Genomic DNA, 19344 nt, shown 5'->3' with positions numbered 1-19344 from the left:
CCTCAAGCGACGCGGCGAAACTTGCTTCGTTCGACGGGCGCCATGCTGAAAACCGCGCCGAAAAGCCTTGCCAAGAGATCCTTGCGGTCCGCATGCGTGCTCAGCTCTTCCCACGGAATCATCACCCCGACACGTGCTCGGATCGTCGAACCGGACAGACGGCGGAACTCGCGGATCAGCAGCGACACGCGCAACGTCAGTGAGATCTTGCTGGCGAGATGAAAGAGACGCCCGTTCTGGCCTTCGAAGAAAACCGGCACGACGTTGGCTTTCGCAGCCTGGATGAGCTTGGCCGGAAACATCTTCCAGGGAAGGTCCTCGGCGCGCCCGAAACCTTTCTTGGCGGTCGCGACGCCGCCTGCCGGGAAAATCACGACCGTCACGCCTTCCCTTAACAGACGCAGCGCTTCGTGCCGGGTCTGCATGTTGATGGCAAGTGCTTCCTTGGTTTCCTCGAACGAGACGGGCAACGAGTAAGGCGCCATTTCCGGCACCTTCAGAAGTTCGTTATTGATCAGCACACGGAACGGACGGCCGAGCTGTTCAGCCAGCGCGAGGACAGCGATGCCATCTCCGATGCCGAAGGGATGGTTGGCAACGATGACAACAGGCCCTTCGGGAATGTTCGCCGGCGGCCAGTTGCCTTCGATCTTCAGGTCGACATTGATCAGGTCGAGCATCTTGCCGAAGACGCTATCGGTCTTGCCGACGATATCGTTGCGCCAGATTTCATAGAGCCGGGTAAAGCGGTCGCGACCGGAAAGCCCTTCGATCGAGCGGATGAACCAGCGCTTGAGCTTAGGGTCGCGCTCGTTGGCATAAGAGAGTTCTTTGAACTTCACGGGAAGGCTCCGGTGATACGGAAGGTCATCGGACCGTCATATGCCGTTTCGATGACAGCCGTCTGACAGTGCGGCAACACACTGTCAGACGGTCGATCCTAGTCAGACCTTGCGGTTCGCCAGCTTGCGCTTGACGTCCGGCGGGGTCGCTTCGCCTGCCAGCACAGCTACAGCCTCAGTCAGCGGCATAGACACCTGGTCCTGCGAACCGAGGCGGCGAATGTTGACGGTCTTTTCTTCCGCCTCGCGCTTGCCGCATACGATGATCACCGGCACCTTGGTGACGGAGTGCTCGCGGACCTTGTAGTTGATCTTCTCGTTGCGGAAGTCGGTCTCGACCTGTAGGCCCGCGTCGCGGAGCTGCTCGGCCACTTCACGACCGTAGTCGTCGGCATCCGAGGTGATTGTCGCAACGACGACCTGCAACGGTGCGAACCACAGCGGCATGTGGCCGGCAAAGTTCTCGATCAGGATGCCGAGGAAACGCTCCATCGAGCCGCAGATGGCGCGGTGGATCATGACCGGCTGAACCTTTTCCGAGTTCTGGTCGATGTAGAAGGCACCGAAGCGTTCCGGCAGGTTGAAGTCCACCTGAGTCGTGCCGCACTGCCATTCACGACCGATGGCATCGCGCAAAGTGTATTCGAACTTCGGACCGTAGAAGGCGCCCTCGCCCGGCAGGATGCCGGTCTTGATGCGGCCGCCGGACTGTTCTTCGATCTGCTTCAGGACGTCCATCATCACGCTTTCGGCGCGATCCCAGAGGTCGTCCGAACCGACGCGCTTTTCCGGACGGGTCGAGAGCTTCACGACGATCTCGTTGAACCCGAAGTCCTCATAGACCGACAGGATAAGATCGTTGATGCGCAGGCATTCGGCCGCCATCTGCTCTTCCGTGCAGAAGACGTGAGCATCGTCCTGGGTAAAGCCGCGGACGCGCATAAGGCCATGCAGCGCGCCGGAGGCTTCGTAGCGATGAACCGTGCCGAACTCGGCGAGGCGGACGGGAAGCTCGCGATAGGATTTGAGGCCATGCTTGAAGATCTGCACGTGACCCGGGCAGTTCATCGGCTTCAGGGCGAAGACCTTCTGGTCGGCTTCCTCGTCATCCGGATGCATGAAAGCATGCGCCGACTTCACGGCGAACATGTTCTCCTGGTACCAGCCCCAGTGACCCGAGGTCTCCCAGAGCGACTTGTCGAGGATCTGCGGCGCGTTGACTTCCTGGTAGGTGCCATCGAGTCGACGGCGCATGTAGGAGGTCAGCGTCTGGAACATGCGCCAGCCCTTGCCGTGCCAGAAGACCACGCCGGGGCCTTCTTCCTGGAAATGGAAGAGATCCATTTCACGGCCAAGCTTGCGGTGGTCGCGCTTTTCGGCTTCGGCCAGGATATGCAGATAGTTGTCCAACTGCTCCTGTTCGGCAAAGGCCGTTCCGTAGATGCGGCTCAGCATGGCGTTGTTGCTGTCACCGCGCCAATAGGCTCCGGCGACCTTCATCAGCTTGAAGGCCATACCGATCTGCCCGGTGGACGCCATATGCGGCCCACGGCAGAGATCGAACCAGTCGCCCTGATAGTAGATCTTCAGATCCTGGTCTTCCGGGATCGCATCGACCAGCTCGACCTTGTAGTTTTCGCCCTTGGAGGCAAAGACTTCCTTGGCCTTGTTGCGCGGCCAGATTTCCTTGGTGAATGGCTTGTTGCGCTGGATGATCTCCTTCATCCGCTTTTCGATCTTCGGCAGATCCTCGGGCGTAAAGGGTTCAGCCTTGGCGAAGTCGTAGTAGAAGCCGTTCTCGATCACCGGCCCGATGGTCACCTGCGTACCGGGCCAGAGCTCCTGCACGGCCTCGGCCATCACATGGGCAGCGTCATGGCGAATGAGTTCCAGTGCCCGCGGATCCGTGCGGGTGACGATCTCGATCTTGCCATCAACGATCGGGTCCGAGAGGTCGCGCAGGGTGCCGTCGAGCGCAATGGCGACGGCCTTCTTTGCCAGCGACTTGGAAATGGACTCAGCGACCTCAGCGCCGGTCGTGCCGGCTGCGTATTCGCGGGTAGAGCCATCGGGGAAAGTGAGAGATACGGAAGCGGACATAAACGTCTCCTGATCCAGTCCCGCCAACGAATGCGGGTGGTGAAAATTGCGGGGTTAAAACCTCGCCACGAACCGGCGCTTGATAGGCTGAAAGTGCTGATGAGTAAAGGATCTTGCTAGGCCGATCCCATCGACCAGAAGCCGCGGGCTTCGTCGGACAAGGTCTTCATGACCCGGTCGAAGGCAGCAGGGTCGACATGTCGCCTGATCGTTGAAGTTACTTCTTCGATCGCGGTTTCGGTCGACAGATTGTGTTCGTGGCGGAAGGCGCGGACTTCCTTCATCAACGCATCCCTTTGAGCAAAGGGCATCCTTGGAGATTCGACATCCCAATCGCTGACGAAGATGGCGCGCAAGACGGGCGGCAGCACATTTGCGAAGGATATGGCCTCGGCAAAGGTCAGCCGCCGCCGGAAGACCTGCAGCACAGCCTGCAACATCGTATAGGCCTGATGCGACGATGTGAGCATCGAGGTCGCGACCAGATCCTTCATGAAGGCATCGAAGTCGGCGGAGGCCTGGCGATATTCGAGCGGCATGGGCATGCGTTGTCTCCCGAGCGATTCGGAATATCAATCCTAGGGCGAAGTCCGGCCGCCTTCGAATTGTGATCACGGAGCCGGTTTACGGCCGAAGGTCCAAAGTCGCCAGGGCGCGTACCAGGTGTAACGCTGAGCCAAAGTCTCGGGCACGGGATCCGGTCCCCAGGTTCCGCCGGGACCGCAGCGGACGACGCGAAACAAGGTCAGCCATCCGCCCTGCCAGAGACCGTGGCGCGCGACAGCCTCGTAGCCATATTCGGAACAGGTTGGCATGTGGCGGCATGAGCTGCCGACAATGCTGGACAAGGTCAGCTGGTAAAAGCGGATCAAGCCCATGCCGAGCAGCCGGCCCGGGGTCTTGCGGAACGGCCCCTGCCAATTGCGGCTCTTCAGTCCACCGCCCGCCGGCTGGTGACCGAAATCGGGGCTGTTGCACATGTTAGCTGGCCTCGGCGGCCGCAGCCGGGGATTCGAGACGGTCCAGACAGTCGACGACTGCGTCAAAAGTGAGCATCGTGGAGGCGTGGCGTGCCTTGTAGTCCTTTACGGGCTTCAGGAAGCGCATGTCCTCGAAGCGACCCGAGGGTCCCTCTCCGTCTTCCTTCAACATGGCCAGCATGTCCAGTCGTGCCTGCCGCAGTTCGGCCGATGTCGCCCCGACCACATGGCGGGCCATGATTCCCGACGAGGCCTGACCCAATGCGCAGGCCTTCACCTCATGGGTGAAATCGGTCACCACGCCGTCGCGAACCATAAGATAGACGCGAACCTTGGAGCCACAGAGCTTGGAATGCTTTTCCGAAACGGCATCCGCTTCGGCGAGCACGCCAATGCGGCCGATGTTTCCGGCAAATTCGAGGATCTTGGTGTTGTAGATGTCGTCCATGGTCAATCCGGTTCAGCGCCTCTCCCGTATATAGGAAGGAGTTCTGGCAATGCAGCCTTCATCATGTCGCAGCGGCCGTCTTTTCGTCGTTCTCGCAGGACACTATATCGGACTGACAGAGGCAGGACAAACGCAGGCTGGCCACGGACGAAACGATCTTCTCGGCTGAAACACCGATAACGGACTTGCATTATGAGCCGCATTACGCCTTTACAATCCGGCAAAGCCAAACCAGCGGCTCGCCTCACGCGGGACCGGGAGACCAAGGCCATGGATGCCACCGTCAAGAAACTGTCCGTCGAAGCCCCGCGGCCGACGCGCGAAGAGGCCGAACAGGCCGTGCGCACGCTTTTGCTCTGGGCAGGTGACGACCCGGAACGCGAGGGCCTGCTCGATACGCCGGCACGCGTGGCAAAGGCCTATGAAGAGCTGTTTTCCGGCTACAGCGCTGATATCGAGGACGTACTCGGCCGGACCTTCGAGGAGGTCGGCGGCTATAACGACATGGTGCTCGTCCGGGATATCTCGTTCTTTTCGCATTGCGAACACCACATGCTGCCAGTGATGGGCAAGGCGCATGTCGCCTATCTCCCCAACGGCCGCGTACTCGGCCTTTCGAAGATTGCGCGCATCGTCGATGTGTTTGCCAAGCGCCTGCAGACTCAGGAAAACATGACCGCACAGATTGCCCAGGCGATTGACGAGACTCTGCTGCCACGCGGGGTTGCGGTATTCCTCGAGGCCGAGCATATGTGCATGGCCATGCGCGGGATCCAGAAGACGGGTTCCACGACGCTCACCACAACCTTCACCGGCGCCTTCAAGGACAATGCGGCCGAACAGGCACGCTTCATGTCCATGGTTCGGAGCCGCTAAGACTGCGAGTGCCCATGTCCGCTTTTGTGTTCGACGCCCCCTCGGCAGACAAGAACATCCTCGAGGAAGGCCTCGCCTTCACCCCCAAGTTCGATGACCATGGGCTTGTGACCGCCGTCGTCACGGATGCGCGGGACGGCGAGCTTTTGATGGTGGCGCATATGAACGCCGAAGCCATCGCGCTGACGCTCGAAACCGGGATCGGTCACTATTACAGCCGCTCACGCGCGAAGATCTGGAAAAAGGGCGAGAGCTCCGGCAACCTTCAGACGGTCAAGGAAATCAAGGTCGACTGCGACCAGGACGCGATCTGGCTGAAGGTCGAGGTCGCCGGTCATGATGCGACCTGCCATACCGGACGCCGCTCCTGTTTTTACCGGACCGCTCAGCTCGTTGACGGCGAGCCGTGTCTCAAGATTGCCGACGACCACCGGCACTTCGATCCGGATCATGTCTACGGCCATTGACCTCTGGCGACTGCATAACGAAATCGTAAGCAGACGATGTCCTAATGGAGCCCTGAGTGTTCAGCTTATGGGGTAGCGGAGATGCTGAACTGGAGCATGATTTCGAACGGCGGTGCGACTGTTTCGCAACCGTCCAAGGACCCCGGCACGCCGCCGGCTGGTCCGATCGTTCCCGAGGTACGCGCAAAGGCTAAAGTGGCGCTTGCCCTTGGCGGCGGCGCGGCTCGCGGCTGGGCGCATATAGGCGTCTTGAGAGCGCTCGACGAGGAAGGCATCGAAGTCGGCATGATCGCGGGCACCTCGATCGGCGCCCTGGTCGGCGGCTGTTACCTCGCTGGCAAACTCGACGAACTGGAAGCCTTCGCCCGGTCGCTGACCATGCGCCGGATTGCCTCGCTGCTCGACCTGACCATCGGAGGCGGCGGGCTTCTCGGCGGCATGCGCCTGACCAAGCGAATGCAGGAGCATCTCGAGGGCCTGAATGTCGAGGATTTGCCGAAGCCCTTCGTTGCGGTCGCATCGGAGCTCAACAGCGGCCACGAAGTCTGGATCGACGGCGGCAGCCTGATCACGGCGCTTCGGGCATCTTACGCCCTGCCCGGCATTTTCGAACCCATTCATTGCAACAATCGAACGCTGATCGACGGCGCGCTTGTCAATCCGGTGCCTGTGTCCGTCTGCAGGGCCTATGAGCAGCCGCTGGTGATGGCGGTCAATCTGCATTACGACGTTTTCGGACGGTCCGCAGTCGTCAAGCACAAGGCTTCAACGCCGGACAAGGCGAGCGCAGAAACAGCCAGGGCACCAAACAAGGTCGGCCTGACCGGCGTGATGGTGCAGGCCTTCAACATCATTCAGGACCGCATTTCCCGGGCGCGCCTCGCCGGAGACCCGCCGGACCTCGCCCTGCATCCGCGTCTGAACGACATCGGTCTTTCCGAGTTTCATCGGGCCGGCGAGGCGATCGATCGCGGCTATGAGGAAGCGAAGGCCCGCGTGACGGAAATCCGCCGCATGCAGGAAGCAGTTCTCCGCTAGGCGCAGCGTCTGCCGCACCTTCTGACGGGCCTTCGCACAATCTGAGAATCAGCCGGCGATATATGCCTTGATGTGTTCGGCTTCCTGCTCGATCTCGCGGATTCGCGACTTCACCACGTCACCGATCGAAATGATGCCTGAAAGCTTGCCGTTATCCTCGACGGGCACGTGGCGGAAACGCCGGCTGGACATCATCTCCATCAATTCGTTGACGCCGGTCTCTTCGCGGCAACGATAGACATTTGCGGTCATGAAGGCCGAGACCGGCTGGTCGAAGGCATCTTTACCGCCTGTCCCGATCGCACGAACCACGTCACGTTCGGTGAAGATGCCGACGATGCGGCTTTCCATGCCGACGACGACGACGGCACCGATCTTGTGTTCTTCCAGCACCCGGGCCGCCTCGCCCAAGCTGATGCTCGGGCTGATGGTGATGACATCGCGGCCCTTCTGTTCGAGTATGCTTCTGGCTGATGCAGGCATGAGTTCCTCCTCGCATAGAACACTCGCGCGGCGGCCCAATCCTCCTTGGACCGCCAGGACGAAGGGTGCCCTTTATTCAAGGAGAATGCAATAAGTCCGGCATCACGCCCTTGTGTGACGGCCCGTGTAGGGATCGAAGGCTGCAAATCCGAAGAAGCCGAGCAGGAAGCCGCCGATATGTGCATCCCAAGCAATCGACGCGGAACCACCCCCGAGCATCGGAACGCCAAAGGCGATGGCAATATTGCCGAGAAACCAGACGATGATGAAGACGCGGACGGTACGGTCAGCCAGGGCCTGCCCCACCGACAGCAAGGGAGGCTGCCATCCGGACAATCGAGCCAGGCTGCGCTGCCGTTCGCCGAAAGCGAATCGGCAGGCGGCACCCATCAGAGCAGAAATCACCCCGGACGCGCCGACCATCAAGGATGGCTCTCCCCAGTTGACGAATGCATGCAATGCGGCGGCAGCCACTGATGACACCACCCAGAACAGGAGAAATCTGACCTCACCGATGCGGCGACAAACGGGTGTCCCGAATGCGGCAAGCCAAAGACTGTTGAAGGCGAGATGCTCGAAGCTGCCGTGCAGCAAAGAATAACTCACCGGCGTCCAAAGCCACGCCAGCGACTGTTCATCGAGCGGATAGAGATAGCGGATTGGCGAAAAACCGAATTCGACGGCGACCCACTGATTGAGTGCCGGCGACAGCAGGAATTGCTGGATCGCATAGATGCCGCAGATCAGGGCAAGCGCCACAAGGATGCCGGTCGGCAGGTTGAAGATGGGCGGGTTCTCTTCGGATCGCGCGCCGATCTCGGGCACAAGGCCGTCGTTATCCCGGCGCTCCTCGCCTCGAGATCCTGTCTCATCCTGCATCTGCAATTCCTTCTGTTGCGAAACCATCAGGTAATGCAGGCCGCGGATAAAAAAAAGGCCGCCCGGAAACCGAGTGGCCTTGCTGGCGCTAGGCGGATCGTCGCGCCGACTGGAGTTGGTGCCGAAGGAAGCCCTTCGCGTTTGGTAGAACCTTCATGCCATGAGCAAGCGAGGGCCACAACCGAAAGCCTTCCTTAACCTTAATCCTGCGGCGATATCGTTCCGTCTGGAAAAAGCGTACCCAAAAGCAAACACTATATTAACGGCTCGCGCCCTAATGTCGAGCCATAGAGAAACAGACAGAATCTCCGAGATGTACTCAACGCAGGCAAGCCATACGAACACGATCGCTTCGCCGGGACAGCAACGCGCCTTTCAGCGCGTCGCCGTCAGCCTGCAGGGTCGTCTCATGCTTGCCAGCTATGAGGAGTATGTCTGCAAGGTTATCGACATGTCGCCAGGCGACGTGCGCTTCGCGTGTGCCGGCATGCCGCGTCCGGGCGAACGTGTGATCGCATATATCGATCATCTCGGGCGCATCGAAGGCACCGTGATCAAGTTGACCGATGACGGTTTCGTCATCTCCATCAACGCCACCGTTCGAAAGCGTGAAAAGCTTGCGGCCCAGCTGACCTGGATCGCCAATAAACATGAGCTTGGACTGCCGGAAGACCGTCGTCACGATCGTTTGACGCCGCGCCAGACGAGAACAGAACTCACGCTCGAAGACGGCAAGACCTATCCGTGCCGCCTCATGGACCTGTCCCTTTCGGGTGCGGCCGTCGATATCGACATTCGTCCGCCGATCGGCTCGGCCGTTCGCCTCGGCAACATGCGCGGACGGGTGGTTCGCCATTTCATGGAAGGCGTCGCCGTCGAGTTCCTGACACTGCAGTCCAAGGAAGCACTCACGGAATTCCTCTGAGGGGCTAAGAATTCCTCCCCCGACAAGGCGCCTGCGGACCCCGCAAGGCGCCTTTTTCTATCGCGAGACGAAAATCGTCTCAGACCGGCACAGTTTTTTTTCAAAAAATTCAGGCTCGAAAATGGCCTTGAGACGGCGCTCAAGGTGGATGATCGAACCAAGTTTCGACATCCGGAACCGTCAGCAACGCCACACTCGTCGGCCCAGAATCCAGGATCGCAACCTCCGACCTGAAATGACACCCCCCAATTAGCTCACTGTATTTTCTAGCTTTTTTACCTTCGCAACGGCCCAAGCCACATCAAAAGGTAGAATACCGATCAAATTTTCATCAAACTTGTCATGAATTCTATTCAAATATAATTCGAATAACTCTCAATATAGATTCTCTTTTTCATAGATTTAAGCTTATATCTTACCACTAATATTCGCGGGCCATCAAAATATCTCTGTCATTGCTATCTCCATTACCGGGAGACAACCAATGACAACAAAGAAAAATCTGGGTATTGGAACTCTGGCCGCCGCCATCGCTGGCGCACTGGCCTTTCAAGTGTCGGCCATGCCGGCCAACATGCAGGTCGTCGGCAAAGCCAATCCGCCGATCGGGCATTACGAATTCTGTCAGACCTATCAGGGCGAATGCTCGGGCAGCCAGACGGATAGCGGACCGATGATGCTGACAGAGCAGCTCTGGAAAACCATCCTTGACGTCAATTACACCGTCAACAGCTCGGTCACGCCGCTAACCGATCTCGAGATCTATGGTGTCGAAGAACGCTGGACCTACCCCCGCAGCGTCGGCGACTGCGAAGACTTTGCACTCCTCAAGCGCAAGATGCTGGTTGATCGCGGCCTCGACCCCGCCGACCTTCTGATGACCGTGGTCCTGCAGCCGAATGGCGAAGGTCATGCCGTACTGACCGTCCGGACCGACCACGGCGACTTCATTCTCGACAACATGCGCAACAAGGTGCTGCTGTGGTCCGAGACCGAATACACCTATCTGAAGCGCCAGTCTTCGAGCCATCCAGCCCGCTGGGTCAAGCTCCAGGATGGTCGCGCGAGCTTCGTCGGCAGCGTATCGCAATAATCACGTTGCCGCCGCCTTCTGGCCCGGTCTGTCCCCGCCTACCCGTCCCCCGACCGGAGCCAATGAGCCGGTCCCGTCCAACCGGGACCGGCTCTCTTTTTACCCCCATCGCCGACACCCGACCTTAACCAGAATTTAACCACGTTCACCGAAGTCTGATCTCGCGGGCGCACTCCAAGAAGGCCGCACCGAGAGGATCAGGGCGAGATGCGAGGCGACGATAACGGTCTGCAGGCGGATGAAGAGCGTTCACCGCTCATTTCGACGCGCTTTCTGGTCATCGCGACAATCACCATCTTGGCCTTGGCGGCAGCCTCGATTGCCATCAGCTGGTTTGGCAGTGCTTACGGTGCGCGGCTCTCGCTCGCAGGCCACAGCGAAAGCACCGAGATCGTCAACATCACGATTGGCCGAGATCGGCTCGCCTTTCCCGCAAACGCCATCCGCTTCGAGCATCAGCGCCGCAGCGGCCTGGCCGAACGGATAGACCTGTATCTGCTCTGGCCCGAGATGACCGGCTATTCAGCCAAAGAACGACGCCGTTTCGACGACCTTGCGCTATCACAGTCTCTTGTCTTCCTGCAGATCTCGCAAAGCACGATGTCGAGAGACATGTCCGGACGCGTCGAGCCGATCTACAGGAGCCTCCTCGAGCCACAGACCAGCGAGGGGCCCGCCGGACTGCAGAGCCACGTCTTCAGGGCGGGAACGGGTTACGAGGGAGAAAGCTTGCTGACAGCCACGGCTCCCGACGGAACCGCCTATGCGATCCGCTGCCTCCTTCCTTCAGTCGCCGAGAAAGCCACCAGCAGCGATTGCCAGCGCGACATCCATGTTGGAGAGGATCTTACGGTTCTCTATCGATTCTCAAGCCGAATGCTCGACGATTGGCAATCAATAGACGCGGCGGTTCGGGCCTATGTTGCGGGGCGTTCGGGCCCCGCAACCGCAACCACGACGCTTAAAAATCAATCCAAAGCGTCAACCGACCGTTCATCATAAACCTCTTGGTAAGGCTAATTCCGTAGGGTCCACGGGAGATGGTCGCGATTGGGGGAAGAGCGTCCGGTCGTCAATGGTGAGATTCAAAGAGTATCGTGGTGCATAAAGTTTTCGGAAGCTCCAACTTCGCAGCCGCAGTGCGTCGGCTTTTCCTCGCGGCGTTTGCGGTCTTCGTGGCGACGGTCGCTGCCGTCAGCACTGCCCAGGCAAATCCAAAATATGCCGGCATCGTCATCGACGCCAAGACGGGCAAGGTTCTCTATAGCGAGAATGCCGACAGCCTGCGCTATCCGGCTTCGCTGACCAAGATGATGACTCTCTATATGGTCTTTGAGGCGCTGGAGGCGGGCCGTGTTTCGCTGAACAGCAAAGTTCCGTTCTCTGCCAATGCCGCCAAGGAGCCGCCGTCAAAGCTCGGCGTGGGCACCGGCCGCAGCGTCACCGTCGAGCAGGCGATTCTCTCGCTCGTTACGCGTTCGGCCAATGACGTTGCGACCGCCCTTGCAGAATATCTCGGTGGTTCCGAGCAGCGTTTCGCCCAGATGATGACCGCCAAGGCCCGGAGCCTCGGCATGACGAAGACAACCTACCGCAACGCCCATGGCCTGCCGAACACGGCTCAGATGACCACTGCTCGCGATCAGGCCCGGCTCAGCGTCGCGCTGCGCCAGCACTTTCCGCAGTATTACGGCTACTTCTCCACCCGCAGCTTCAAGTTCGGCAAGCAGACGATCGGAAACCACAACCGACTGCTGGGCCAGGTCCGCGGCGTCGACGGCATCAAAACCGGTTTCACCCGGGCCGCCGGCTACAATCTCGCGACTTCGGCTGAACTCGGTGGTCGCTCCATCGTCGCAGTTGTGCTGGGTGCAACATCCGGTGCACGGCGCAATGCGCAGATGACCAGCCTGGTTCAGCGTTATCTGCCGGCCGCCACAAGCACCCGTGGCGGCAGCAACCTGATCGCCAAGAACAACACCTCGGTTGCGCCTTCAGGGTCCGCTGCTCGGGCGGCCGGTGGCCTGCCGCAACTGCCGCAGACCGGCCCCATGCCTGACGTACGCTACACCGGTGTTGCCCAGGCCTATGCTGCGGCGCCGGCCGGCAATGCGGCAAGTGCTGCTCTGAACACCATGCCTGCCGCACCGTCGGCGTCGGCGCCCCCCGTCCCTGTACCGCAGCCTGCCCCGGCCTATCTGCCCAATGAGGGTGCGGCAGCTGCACCGGCAACCGCGGCGCAGTCGGTCGCAACGGCTGCCACCACGCCGCCCGACGTCGACGCCATGACTACCGCATCGACTGCTCCGTCCGGCGGTTGGGTCGTGCAGATCGGCACGTCGCCGGATCAGGAACTGGCCATGGATCTCCTGCGTGACGCGCAGGCGAAAGGCGGAAAGGTATTGCGTTCCGCCACCCCCTTCACAGTCGCTTACGGCGACGGCTCGAAGCAGATCTTCCGGGCACGCTTTGGTGGCTTTGACGAACAGAAGGATGCAGTCAACGCCTGCAAGGCGCTCAAGAAGAAGGGAATCGGTTGCTGGGCCGCCGCCCAGTAAGACGATCGCCCAAAACCCTCGATTTGTATTGTTTACGAGGATCATGAAATGGCATCGAAAGACTTCCACTACGGCTTGGTCGAGGATCAGGACAATGGCGGCCTCGCGTCCGCGAGCAGCGTCCTGCATCCTCTCCACGAGGCTGCTTATCGTCTGGCCGATCTCGGCTTGCGCGAAAAGCGCTCAAAGACCAAGGATCTGATCGGTTTGCTACTCAGCCACGGCGCGCGCGCCTGGCGCTATTCGCAGCCGGAGGCCAACATCCATCTGCATGTCTCGGCACAGTCCGGCCGGTTCCCCGTCATTCTGCGACTGCGTTGACGGGAAGGCACCTCAGATGCCGCTCTATCGCCTCGGGGACAAGGCTCCCGTCCTTCCCGCAGCTGACCGGTTCTGGCTGGCACCCGATGCCCAGGTGATCGGCGACGTTTGCCTGGGAGAAGATGTCGGCATCTGGTTCGGCGCGGTCCTGCGCGGCGACAATGATCCCATCGTCATCGGTGCAGGCACCAATATCCAGGATGGTGTCATGGTGCATACCGACCCCGGCAAGGGTGTCACGATTGGCGAAGGCTGCACCATTGGCCACCACGCCATCATTCACGGCTGCACCATCGGCAACAATTCGCTTGTCGGCATGGGAGCAACTGTCCTCAATGGAGCGCGCATCGGCGATAACTGCCTCGTTGGCGCGAACGCCCTGATTACCGAGGGCAAGAGCTTCCCGGACAATTCACTGATTGTCGGCTCCCCAGCACGGGCGATCAGAGAGCTCGACGCCGCTACTATTGCGGGACTTCGGCTGTCAGCCGAAAACTACGTGCGCAACTGGCGCCGCTTTGCACGGGATCTGCATCCGCTCTGACAGCGCCTACCTAGGCCGCGATCTCCGTGCACTCAGCACAAAACCCTCTGATTTCAATCGTCGTCTTTTCAGGCTTGAAGCTGCGCCCACGGGTGATCGTTTCCAGGCGGTGATCGATCTCGTGGTCGTGGAATTCCGTCACATGACCGCACTTGTTGCAGATCATGAAGGCGACGGTGCCATGGCCCGTGCAGCCCTCATGCGGATGGGCGCAGGCGACAAAGGCGTTCAGGCTTTCGAGGCGATGGACCATGCCGAACTCGACCAGCTTGTCGAGCGCGCGATAGACCTGCAGGGGCGCGCGAAAGCCGTGTTCGCGCAACTTGTCGAGCAAGGTATAGGCCGAAAGCGGCCCGTCGGACTGCATGAGCGCATCGAAGACGAGCGACTGATTGCGGGTGAGATCGGTCTTGGTCATGTCATGCCCTCGTGCTGAGGTCGCGAGCCTTGCTGCCAGGACGCGGCAGAAGGCTGACGAGGAAGAGAAGAAGTGCTGCAACGACGATCGACGGTCCCGACGGCGTGTCGTAGGTCAGTGAGCCGAAGAGCCCCATGACAACAGCAATGGCACCGATCAGCGAAGCGAGGACCGCCATGATTTCCGGTGTCGAGGCGAAACGCCGTGCGGCGGCGGCCGGAATGATCAGCAGGGATGTAATCAGCAGAATGCCGACGATCTTCATGGCAATCGCAATGACGAGCGCCATCAGCAACATGAAGATCAGTCGGGCACGTTCGGGCTGCATGCCCTCGGCCTCGGCCAATTCTGCATTAACGGTGCCGGCAAGCAGCGGCCGCCAAAGCCAGGCAATGACGCAGACGACAAACAGGCCGCCGATCCAGACGATGGCGACATCGGTCGGCGTGACCGCGAGAATGTCACCGAACAGGAAGGCGATGAGGTCGAAGCGCACCCAGGTCATGAAGGCCACCATCACGAGGCCGATGGCAAGCGTTGCATGACTTAGGATGCCGAGCAGGGCATCGGCCGACAGTCCCTGACGCTTCTGCAGGACGATCAGGATCAGCGACACCATCGAGGCAACGACGAAGACGCTGACCATCAAATTGAGCGAGAAAAACAGCGAGAGAGCCACGCCGAGCAGAGCGGAGTGAGCCATGGTGTCGCCGAAATAGGCCATGCGCCGCCAGATCACAAAGCAGCCGAGTGGACCCGTCGTCAGGGCGAGGCCGATGCCGGCGAGGATGGCGCGCACGAAGAAATCATCAAGCATGGCCGTGCTCCCGGTCCTTCACCGCCGCCACGGCAGGCGGCCCATCGTGATGATCATGGCCATCATGATGGTGATCATGCCCGTGATGATCGTGATCGTGGCCATGGTGGTCGTGATGGTCGTGATGGCCATCATCCGGGTGGCAGTGGTCGGTGACGCTGCCATCGGCATGGAGCACGCGCCCGTCCGGCAGATGGGTATGGTCATGGTCGTGGCTATAGACGGCGAGCGTCCGTGCTGCCTTGGCACCGAAGAGCTGCATATATTCCGGGCTCTGGCTGACGGCCGCCGGCGTCCCGCGGCAGCAGACATGGCCGTTGAGACAGATGACCGTATCGGTTTCAGCCATGACGACATGCAGGTCATGCGAGATCAGCAGGATGCCGCAACCCGTCGAGTTGCGGATGGAAGTAATCAGATCATAGAGCGCGATCTCGCCGGAGAAATCGACACCTTGGACGGGCTCGTCGAGAACAAGGATATCGGGCTTGCGGGCCATGGCACGCGCCAGCAGAGCACGCTGAAACTCGCCGCCAGAGAGGTGCTGCACCTCGGCACCCGCGAGGTGGGCGATGCCCACAGCCTCGAGAGCCTCTTCTACCTCCGTATTCGAAAGGGGGGAGGTCAGCGTCATCAGACGGCGAACCGTGAGCGGCATGGTCCAGTCAACGCTCAGGCGCTGCGGCACGTATCCGACGCGGAGACCCGCTTTGCGCTCCACCCTGCCCTCGTCTGCCTTGATCACGCCGATCGCCATCTTGGCGCTCGTCGACTTACCCGATCCATTCGGGCCGATCAGGGTCACGATCTCGCCGGGACGGACGGAAAAGTCGACCCCGCGGACCAGCCAGCGTCCGTTTCGGTAGACACCGGCGCCGGTGAGGGACACCAGCGGTGCGGCCTCCCGTGATTTCATCGCATTCATGGAGATCTCAAGATTTTGATATTGCCTCCCCCTATGCCACACGTTATAGCATAACGCAACTTGGGTAATATTATTACATAACCATCCTCAGGAGCTGTGCATGACCCGCTATCGCCTCGGACTGGCTGCCTCGACGGCGTTTCTCTTTCTGTCTCCGACGCTCGCCTCGGCAGCGCCGGATGTCGTCGTCTCGATCAAGCCTGTGCATTCGCTTGTTGCCTCGATCATGAAGGGTGTCGGTGAACCGTCGCTGATCGTCGAGGGTGCGGCTTCGCCGCATACCTATTCGCTGAAACCTTCCAATGCGCGTGCACTCGAAAACGCAGACTTGGTCTTCTGGGTTGGCCCCGGACTTGAGGCCTTCCTTGAAAAGCCGCTCGAGGCGCTGCCAAAGAATGCCAAGGTCGTCGAACTGGAAGATGCGCCCGGCATCACCAAGCTTCCGTTCCGTGAAGGCGGGGCATTCGAGGGCCATGACCATGACGCGAATGAGGAAGAAGGCCATGCCCACGGGCATGATGACCATGGCCATGAGGAAACCGCCGCCGAGGCCGGCCATGATCATGACCACGGTCACGGGCATGATCACGGACACGAACAGGAAGCCGCCGAGGCTGGTCACGAACATGAGCACGACGACCACGCGCATGGCGGCATGGACATGCATCTCTGGCTCGATCCGACAAACGCCAAAGCCATGGCCACGGAGATCACCAAGAGCCTTGTAGACGTCGACCCGTCGAACAAGGCGACCTACGAGGCCAATCTGACGGCCGTCAGTGCCGAGATCGACGCTCTCGACACGGAGATCGCCGCCCAGCTGAAGCCGGTACTCGAGAAGCCCTTCATCGTCTTCCACGACGCCTATCAGTATTTTGAGAAGCACTACGGTGTGCGCGTGGCCGGTTCGGTGACGGTGAGCCCGGAGACCATGCCGGGTGCAGAACGCCTGTCCACCATCCACGCCAAGATCGAGGAGCTCGGAGCGGCCTGCGTCTTCGCCGAGCCGCAGTTTGAACCCAAGCTGATCGGCGTCGTGACGGAGGGAACCGAAGCCAAGTCCGGCGTTCTCGATCCCGAAGGTGGTGCGCTGGAAGCGGGGCCTGCCCTGTACGGCCAGCTGATGCGCAATCTGGCGACGTCGATCAGCACTTGCTTGTCTCAGTAAACCCATCCCTCCCCCGGGCGACAAAGGCGGGACTTCGGTTCCGCCTTTTTCAGATTCACATCTGTTATGTTATTACATTAAATAGGAGCCTCATGAAAAAGCTACCTGTCACTGTTCTCTCCGGGTTTCTCGGCGCCGGAAAGACGACGCTGCTCAATCACGTACTCGCGAACCGCGACGGGTTGCGCGTTGCCGTCATCGTCAACGACATGAGCGAGGTCAACATCGACGCGGCACTCGTGCGCGGCGGTGATGCATCCCTGTCACGCACGCAGGAACAACTGGTCGAAATGAGCAATGGCTGCATCTGTTGCACGCTGCGTGATGACCTGTTGAACGAAGTTCGCGGCCTCGCCGAGCAGGGTCGCTTCGACTATCTGCTGATCGAGGCGACGGGCATTGCAGAGCCCTTGCCGATCGCCACCACCTTCGATTTCCGCGATGAGGAAGGCCGCAGTCTCTCGGATATCGCACAGCTCGACACAATGGTGACCGTCGTCGATGCCGCCAATCTGATCGGAGACTATTCCTCCAGCGACTTCCTTGCCGATCGTGGCGAGACGGCTGGTGAAAACGACAACCGGACGCTGGTCGATCTGCTTGTCGAGCAGATCGAATTCGCCGATGTCATCATCCTCAACAAGGTCGGCACAGCGACCCCGGATCAGCTCGACGCGGCACGCAAGATCATTGCAGGTCTCAATGCCGATGCGCGGGTGATCGAAACCGATTTCGCCGAGGTGGCGGCAAAGGACATCCTCGGAACCGGGCTGTTTGATCTCGCCAAGGCGGAGACGCATCCGCTGTGGTTCCAGGAACTGCATGGCTTTCGCGATCATGTTCCGGAAACCGAGGAGTACGGCATCCGCTCTTTTGTCTACCGGGCACGAGCGCCATTCGATCCGACACGCCTCCGGGCCTTTCTCGATCGTCCCTGGCCGGGCGTCATTCGCGCCAAGGGCTTCTTCTGGCTCGCTACCCGACCGCATCACGTCGGCGAAATGAGCCAGGCAGGACCGCTCGTCCGCACGACGAAAATGGGGCTCTGGTGGGCATCAGTGCCGAAGTCACGTTGGCCGGACGATCCTGGCTTCCTCGACGCGATGGCACCCTATCTGGACAAGGAATGGGGCGACCGGCGACAGGAACTCGTCTTCATCGGCGCCGATCCCATGGATCAGCGCAGGATCGAAGCCGAGCTCGATGCGTGCCTGGTGGCGGAAAAGAGCTTCACGCCTTCTGCCTGGGAAAGCCTTGCCGATCCCTTTGCGCGATGGGCTTGAGTCAGAGCCTGCCGCGCTTTTGAAGCACAGACAGAACCACGGCCGCGCCGGCTTGACCGGCCGGCCTTTCCGTCTGCAGCCTTTGCCAGACGTCGTCATAGCCCGCGAGCATCGAGGCGCGCTGCGGCGTGTCCGCCGACAGCCGTTCCGCCCAACGGACGAGGCTTGCAGGGCGCAAGACATCGTTGAAGTATTCCGGAATGACCGCGTAGTCGGCGATCAGGTTCGGCAACGCACCGGTCCAGATCTTGATACGGTGGCTGAGCATGCGAATGATCCAGTCGCCCTTGTAGGTCGAGACGACAGGCACATGCGCCAATGCCAGTTCCAGGATCACGGTGCCGGATGCGGCGATCGCGGCATCCGCCTCTTCGAAGGCGCGCCACTTCGCCTCGTCACCGAGCACGATCTCTGGTCTCAATGCCCAGCTCTTCGTGATTTCCCGCACGCGTGCTTCCTGGCGCGGCACGGTGGGGAGCACGAACCGCGTTTCGCCGTTGCGGGCGACGAATTCCTGCATGGCTTCACCAAATACCGGCAGAAGCTGCGTGATTTCGCCACCGCGCGAACCGGGCAAGAGAAGGATGGTCCGCTTGTCGCCCGCAGCTCTCACTTCCCTCGCCTTGCGTGCTTCCCGTATCCTCAGAATGTCGGCATTGCTTGCGAGCCGATGACCGACGAAATGGGTCTCCGGACCGCCGAGACGCTGCATCACCGCTGGCTCGAAGGGCAGAACGGCGAGAACCGCATCGACATAGGCGAGCATGGCCTTGGCGCGATATTCCTTCCACGCCCAGACACTGGGGCAGACATAGTTCACGACCGGCAGATCCGGCAGCTTCTGCCGAACCTTCCTGGCCACGCGATGGGTGAAATCGGGACTGTCGACGATCAGGAGCAAGTCCGGCTTGGCCGCAACAATCGCATCGGCTGTCCAGGAGATCAGCTTGATCAGCCGGGGCAGCTTCGACAGCACCGGGGTAATGCCCATGATCGAGAGTTCGGAGAAGTCGAAGAGCGACTTCAATCCTTGAGCCTCAAGCGCCTCACCGCCGACGCCGACGAGTTCGACCGGCCCTGAATGCAACGTCTTCAGATACGCAACCAGATCTGCACCCAGGAGATCGCCGGAGACCTCACCGGCGATGACGGCAATCTTCAAAGGTTTGTCCGACATAT

Annotated in this window: 22 protein-coding genes; 11 read left to right on the top strand and 11 right to left on the bottom strand. The window is 60.3% G+C overall.

Annotated elements, in window-relative coordinates:
* Nucleotides 1–2: 2 nt before the first annotated feature.
* The 5 genes from GH983_RS08415 to GH983_RS08395 all read right to left on the bottom strand — a co-directional run bounded on the left by GH983_RS08415 (nucleotide 3) and on the right by GH983_RS08395 (nucleotide 4370).
* Nucleotides 3–842, bottom strand: coding sequence for a lysophospholipid acyltransferase family protein (locus GH983_RS08415; RefSeq protein WP_153762143.1), 840 nt, complete (start codon nucleotides 840–842; stop codon nucleotides 3–5).
* Between the two features lie 102 nt (nucleotides 843–944).
* A complete protein-coding gene (gene thrS, locus GH983_RS08410) occupies nucleotides 945–2942 on the bottom strand; it encodes a threonine--tRNA ligase (protein WP_153762142.1) in 1998 nt (665 codons plus the stop codon).
* Between the two features lie 116 nt (nucleotides 2943–3058).
* Nucleotides 3059–3487 (bottom strand): DUF2267 domain-containing protein, encoded by a 429-nt coding sequence (locus GH983_RS08405; RefSeq protein ID WP_153762141.1) that lies wholly within the window; start codon nucleotides 3485–3487, stop codon nucleotides 3059–3061.
* A 66-nt stretch (nucleotides 3488–3553) separates the two neighbouring features.
* Nucleotides 3554–3922, bottom strand: coding sequence for a membrane protein insertion efficiency factor YidD (gene yidD, locus GH983_RS08400; protein WP_153762140.1), 369 nt, complete (start codon nucleotides 3920–3922; stop codon nucleotides 3554–3556).
* A gap of 1 nt (nucleotide 3923) precedes the next feature.
* Complete coding sequence (locus GH983_RS08395; protein ID WP_054148040.1) at nucleotides 3924–4370, bottom strand: iron-sulfur cluster assembly scaffold protein; 447 nt, start codon at nucleotides 4368–4370, stop codon at nucleotides 3924–3926.
* A 270-nt stretch (nucleotides 4371–4640) separates the two neighbouring features.
* On the opposite strand from GH983_RS08395, the gene folE reads away from it, so the two are divergent.
* From folE to GH983_RS08380, 3 genes are all read left to right on the top strand, one after another.
* Nucleotides 4641–5246: a GTP cyclohydrolase I FolE gene (folE, locus tag GH983_RS08390; RefSeq protein WP_153762139.1), complete on the top strand. Its 606-nt coding sequence runs from the start codon at nucleotides 4641–4643 to the stop codon at nucleotides 5244–5246.
* Nucleotides 5247–5260: 14 nt separating this feature from the next.
* Complete coding sequence (hisI, locus tag GH983_RS08385) at nucleotides 5261–5713, top strand: phosphoribosyl-AMP cyclohydrolase (protein WP_153762138.1); 453 nt, start codon at nucleotides 5261–5263, stop codon at nucleotides 5711–5713.
* Nucleotides 5714–5794: 81 nt separating this feature from the next.
* A complete protein-coding gene (locus GH983_RS08380; protein ID WP_153762137.1) occupies nucleotides 5795–6751 on the top strand; it encodes a patatin-like phospholipase family protein in 957 nt (318 codons plus the stop codon).
* Between the two features lie 48 nt (nucleotides 6752–6799).
* Here GH983_RS08380 and GH983_RS08375 read toward each other — a convergent pair whose 3' ends face one another.
* Both GH983_RS08375 and GH983_RS08370 read right to left on the bottom strand, forming a co-directional pair.
* Nucleotides 6800–7234: a CBS domain-containing protein gene (locus GH983_RS08375; protein ID WP_054148036.1), complete on the bottom strand. Its 435-nt coding sequence runs from the start codon at nucleotides 7232–7234 to the stop codon at nucleotides 6800–6802.
* Nucleotides 7235–7336: 102 nt separating this feature from the next.
* Nucleotides 7337–8113 (bottom strand): rhomboid family intramembrane serine protease, encoded by a 777-nt coding sequence (locus GH983_RS08370; protein WP_082347555.1) that lies wholly within the window; start codon nucleotides 8111–8113, stop codon nucleotides 7337–7339.
* Between the two features lie 313 nt (nucleotides 8114–8426).
* Here GH983_RS08370 and GH983_RS08365 point away from each other — a divergent pair, with 313 nt between their 5' ends.
* The 6 genes from GH983_RS08365 to GH983_RS08340 all read left to right on the top strand — a co-directional run bounded on the left by GH983_RS08365 (nucleotide 8427) and on the right by GH983_RS08340 (nucleotide 13554).
* Nucleotides 8427–9038, top strand: a complete 612-nt coding sequence (locus GH983_RS08365) for a PilZ domain-containing protein (RefSeq protein ID WP_054148035.1) — start codon at nucleotides 8427–8429, stop codon at nucleotides 9036–9038.
* A 484-nt stretch (nucleotides 9039–9522) separates the two neighbouring features.
* Nucleotides 9523–10131 (top strand): transglutaminase-like cysteine peptidase, encoded by a 609-nt coding sequence (locus GH983_RS08360; protein ID WP_054148034.1) that lies wholly within the window; start codon nucleotides 9523–9525, stop codon nucleotides 10129–10131.
* Nucleotides 10132–10338: 207 nt separating this feature from the next.
* The gene (locus GH983_RS08355; protein ID WP_153762136.1) at nucleotides 10339–11133 is read left to right on the top strand and encodes a hypothetical protein; all 795 of its coding nucleotides are present in this window, start codon (nucleotides 10339–10341) and stop codon (nucleotides 11131–11133) included.
* 98 nt (nucleotides 11134–11231) lie between these two features.
* A complete protein-coding gene (locus tag GH983_RS08350) occupies nucleotides 11232–12689 on the top strand; it encodes a D-alanyl-D-alanine carboxypeptidase (protein ID WP_054148132.1) in 1458 nt (485 codons plus the stop codon).
* Between the two features lie 48 nt (nucleotides 12690–12737).
* Entirely contained in the window at nucleotides 12738–13010 is a 273-nt protein-coding gene (locus tag GH983_RS08345; RefSeq protein WP_054148032.1) for a hypothetical protein, read from the top strand.
* A 16-nt stretch (nucleotides 13011–13026) separates the two neighbouring features.
* Nucleotides 13027–13554, top strand: coding sequence for a gamma carbonic anhydrase family protein (locus tag GH983_RS08340; protein WP_153762135.1), 528 nt, complete (start codon nucleotides 13027–13029; stop codon nucleotides 13552–13554).
* Nucleotides 13555–13564: 10 nt separating this feature from the next.
* Here GH983_RS08340 and GH983_RS08335 read toward each other — a convergent pair whose 3' ends face one another.
* From GH983_RS08335 to znuC, 3 genes are read right to left on the bottom strand one after another with little or no spacing between them, the layout of a single operon-like run.
* On the bottom strand, nucleotides 13565–13972 hold the full coding sequence (locus GH983_RS08335; protein ID WP_054148030.1) for a Fur family transcriptional regulator: 408 nt from the start codon (nucleotides 13970–13972) through the stop codon (nucleotides 13565–13567).
* A gap of 1 nt (nucleotide 13973) precedes the next feature.
* Nucleotides 13974–14789, bottom strand: a complete 816-nt coding sequence (znuB, locus tag GH983_RS08330) for a zinc ABC transporter permease subunit ZnuB (protein ID WP_054148029.1) — start codon at nucleotides 14787–14789, stop codon at nucleotides 13974–13976.
* A complete protein-coding gene (znuC, locus tag GH983_RS08325; protein ID WP_054148028.1) occupies nucleotides 14782–15714 on the bottom strand; it encodes a zinc ABC transporter ATP-binding protein ZnuC in 933 nt (310 codons plus the stop codon). The genes znuB and znuC overlap by 8 nt, the downstream gene beginning before the upstream one ends.
* 121 nt (nucleotides 15715–15835) lie before the next feature.
* Here znuC and GH983_RS08320 point away from each other — a divergent pair, with 121 nt between their 5' ends.
* Together GH983_RS08320 and GH983_RS08315 are read left to right on the top strand one after the other, a co-directional pair.
* Nucleotides 15836–16882, top strand: a complete 1047-nt coding sequence (locus GH983_RS08320) for a zinc ABC transporter substrate-binding protein (RefSeq protein ID WP_054148131.1) — start codon at nucleotides 15836–15838, stop codon at nucleotides 16880–16882.
* 92 nt (nucleotides 16883–16974) lie between these two features.
* Nucleotides 16975–18165, top strand: a complete 1191-nt coding sequence (locus tag GH983_RS08315; protein WP_153762133.1) for a GTP-binding protein — start codon at nucleotides 16975–16977, stop codon at nucleotides 18163–18165.
* Nucleotide 18166: 1 nt separating this feature from the next.
* On the opposite strand, the gene lpxB is transcribed toward GH983_RS08315, so the two are convergent.
* Nucleotides 18167–19342, bottom strand: a complete 1176-nt coding sequence (lpxB, locus tag GH983_RS08310; protein WP_153762132.1) for a lipid-A-disaccharide synthase — start codon at nucleotides 19340–19342, stop codon at nucleotides 18167–18169.
* Nucleotides 19343–19344 lie beyond the last annotated feature (2 nt).

The organism is Agrobacterium sp. MA01 (assembly GCF_009650195.1).
In the GTDB taxonomy this organism is placed as follows: Bacteria; Pseudomonadota; Alphaproteobacteria; order Rhizobiales; family Rhizobiaceae; genus Allorhizobium.
This window is presented reverse-complemented; position numbering and strand designations above follow the sequence as displayed.